At 36.2% G+C, this 2,630-nt stretch carries 3 protein-coding genes and 1 pseudogene; 1 reads left to right on the top strand and 3 read right to left on the bottom strand.

Annotated elements, in window-relative coordinates:
- Positions 1-514: 514 nt before the first annotated feature.
- The 3 genes from BLT_RS24705 to BLT_RS0113305 form a co-directional block, all read right to left on the bottom strand.
- Entirely contained in the window at positions 515-649 is a 135-nt protein-coding gene (locus tag BLT_RS24705; RefSeq protein ID WP_017728273.1) for a hypothetical protein, read from the bottom strand.
- A gap of 150 nt (positions 650-799) precedes the next feature.
- Positions 800-1,657, bottom strand: coding sequence for a sulfite exporter TauE/SafE family protein (locus BLT_RS0113310; RefSeq protein WP_017728272.1), 858 nt, complete (start codon positions 1,655-1,657; stop codon positions 800-802).
- A gap of 88 nt (positions 1,658-1,745) precedes the next feature.
- The gene (locus BLT_RS0113305; protein WP_017728271.1) at positions 1,746-2,123 is read right to left on the bottom strand and encodes a PilZ domain-containing protein; all 378 of its coding nucleotides are present in this window, start codon (positions 2,121-2,123) and stop codon (positions 1,746-1,748) included.
- Positions 2,124-2,506: 383 nt separating this feature from the next.
- On the opposite strand from BLT_RS0113305, the pseudogene BLT_RS25070 reads away from it, so the two are divergent.
- Positions 2,507-2,630 (top strand): annotated as a pseudogene (locus BLT_RS25070) (ABC transporter substrate-binding protein); the annotation flags it as partial.

Genomic DNA, 2,630 nt, shown 5'->3' with positions numbered 1-2,630 from the left:
ATAGAAAAATTTTTCATAATTTTTTATTCAGTAATCGAACGTCAAGCTTTGTCGTCAATGCAGAGTAACGCATCCATTCAAATGTTAAAAAACAAGAATCAGGTCTCATATTCGTTTTAAATCGATAACGTTCGGGTACATGGAATTGGAGTATAACCTTATAAGGGAAGGGAATAGGAGAAATCTGCGAAGCGATTGTAGCGCAGAAAAAGGGATGGAGTGTATTTGGCATTTAACTGATGTACCAAAAGGAAGTATAATTATTCGTTATTGATATAATTTATTCATCCTGATTTTGTCGCTTGACATGGAGCCTTTGCGGACAGGCTTTTTTGAAAAGACCAGAGCAACAAGCTTTTCTGGAAAATTAGCCTATCCCATCCGCCACTTCATGTAAAGCGCAGTGTATTCGAAAAATATTCTGCCACAAAAAAAGCTAGCCGTTAAGCTAGCTTTTATCTTCTTTTTCAAATGCAAAGCGTATCTAGGGAGAAAGCAACCTCCCTTTATGCTACTAAGAGAAGGCGTGGAAGCCTAAAACAAAATGAACAAATAAAAACGTTACAATCATCAGCATCATCCCAAAACTAAAACCAACTAAAGCCTCTTTTAAAAGTTCATAATCAGAAGATCCCTTTGGATGTTCCATTCCTATTCCTCTTTCATATTTTTAAAAATAATATATCACAAGCCATCAAAAATGAATCCATTTAAAATATGTAAAATTTAAGAGTAGAAGCACTTTGTGTAGACAAAAAGATTATTTGGAAAAACGAAAAAACTTCTTACAGAAGAAGCTTTATTCCGATTGTTGTTTTTTGTTTTTATGCACTCGATAAAGTGAAAATGTAAAAAAATAGAGAGCGAAAATGCTGATTAGCAGTAAGCCAACCTTAGGGAAATTCGCCATATTTACGAGTACACTTAGCATAATGGTTATGTAGAGTGCCCCAAGCAATTTCCTCATCGTACCTTCATGAAACTGCTTCGTAAGCTTTGCGCCTATTGGTGTACCGAAGAAGGTTCCAAGCACCAGAGACAAACCAAGGGCTAATTGTAGCGGTGAGGAAAGACTGTAAGAAACTACCCCTGCCGCTACAATCAAGACAACGGATGCTAAGCTTGTCCCTACGGCTTCTCTTGCAGAAAATCCTAACAATGTGATTAACAGTGGCACAATGAAAAAGCCACCACTGACACCAAGCATTGAAGAAATAAACCCTGCAGACAAACCAATAAAGCTTGCTACAACATGTAAGGGGAGCTTTGTAACTCTGGCCGTTCTATACTTTCGTTTTCTTAGCAAAGATATTGAGAAGAAGCCTAGCAGAAGTAAGTAAAAAATCGAAATTACGAGTTCTGCCAATTGCATCCTCTCTAAATAAAGCATAAGTGGGTGGGCAATTTGAGTACCGATAATACCAGTAATATTAATAATAATGACCAAGTTCCACCTTACATTTTTCATCCGAATATGAGCAAAAGCTCCCGAAAATGATGTACCGAGAGAGAGCATAAGACTTGTCCCAATAACAACGGTAGGTGGAAGACCTATTAGCAGAAGAAGAGGTGTTAAAATCATTCCTCCTCCAATACCAAAAAAACCAGAAAAAATACCAATGAGTGCCCCAAGAGCAACAACAAGAATTAGGTCCATTTAATCCTCCTTAATGTAGTATAGAGAATCCGCCGGTAAAGGAGGTAAAATAAAATACATACATGAAAAAACGAAGCAAACTAGGGATTTATTTTCCTAACTTTAAATGACGTTTAACGTAGATTTTTAATTCGGCAACAATCATTTGGCGCTCTTTTTCTGTATTATGAAAGTTAATTCCGTATTCGAAAGAAGAAGCATAGCTTTTCTTCCATACGACTTCTCCTCTCATAACTAAAGCAGCTTCATTGATCGGAAGATCGATTTCTAAAAATAGGCTTGTTTCCTCTGGATCAGGTAGTTCATACGTAGTAGACATTCGAATACCGCCAGGGCTAATATCTAGAATACACATTTCTCCCTCAGAACTACGAATGTTCTTTTCATCGGCTTTGATCAATCGAAAAGTTGACTTAAGCGGATCTTCAAATGTATAACGAAACGCATCTTCACGTCGAAAAGGCATGCACGCTCTCACCTTTCAAATCAAAATGTAGCATTATTATAAGATATTCTAGCTTAAATGTGGAGAATGATGAATACAAAGCGAGCGAATCTAAAATAAAAGATGATAGAAAAGGCTATTATCATTGATTAAGATACCCTCTTTTGTTCAATTTTTTGCTATTGGAATAAAGGAATCGACTCATTTGTTTTGGAAGGATTTAAAGCTTATAAGGTGTCAAATAGGGACTGAATTAGATGTTGAACCGAATCGAATATTCTGTAAATAATAATGACGGGATAATTTTTGCTAAAGTACTTCAAAAAAAAAGAAGCATGTGTTAAGATACATACACTTGAATAAATATTACATTACGAGAATAAATTCATAGGGGGAATTTTTTAATGAAAAAAAATAAATGGTTAACATTAGGAATGTCGGCAATCCTATCACTAGGTTTGCTTGCTGCATGTGGGACAAGCGAAGAAGAGCCGGCTGAAGAAACGCCAGAAACACCTGCAGAAAATG

Source organism: Halalkalibacterium ligniniphilum (assembly GCF_000334155.1).
GTDB lineage: Bacteria > Bacillota > Bacilli > Bacillales > Bacillaceae_D > Halalkalibacterium > Halalkalibacterium ligniniphilum.
The sequence above is the reverse complement of the archived record's forward strand: the minus strand, read 5'-3'. Positions and strand labels throughout refer to the sequence as shown.

Excerpts from the sequence above, each read along its gene's own strand:
- BLT_RS24705 (WP_017728273.1), bottom strand. The coding sequence starts at position 649 with ATGGAACATCCAAAGGGATCTTCTGATTATGAACTTTTAAAAGAGGCT.
- BLT_RS0113305 (WP_017728271.1), bottom strand. The coding sequence starts at position 2,123 with ATGCCTTTTCGACGTGAAGATGCGTTTCGTTATACATTTGAAGATCCG.
- BLT_RS0113310 (WP_017728272.1), bottom strand. The coding sequence starts at position 1,657 with ATGGACCTAATTCTTGTTGTTGCTCTTGGGGCACTCATTGGTATTTTT.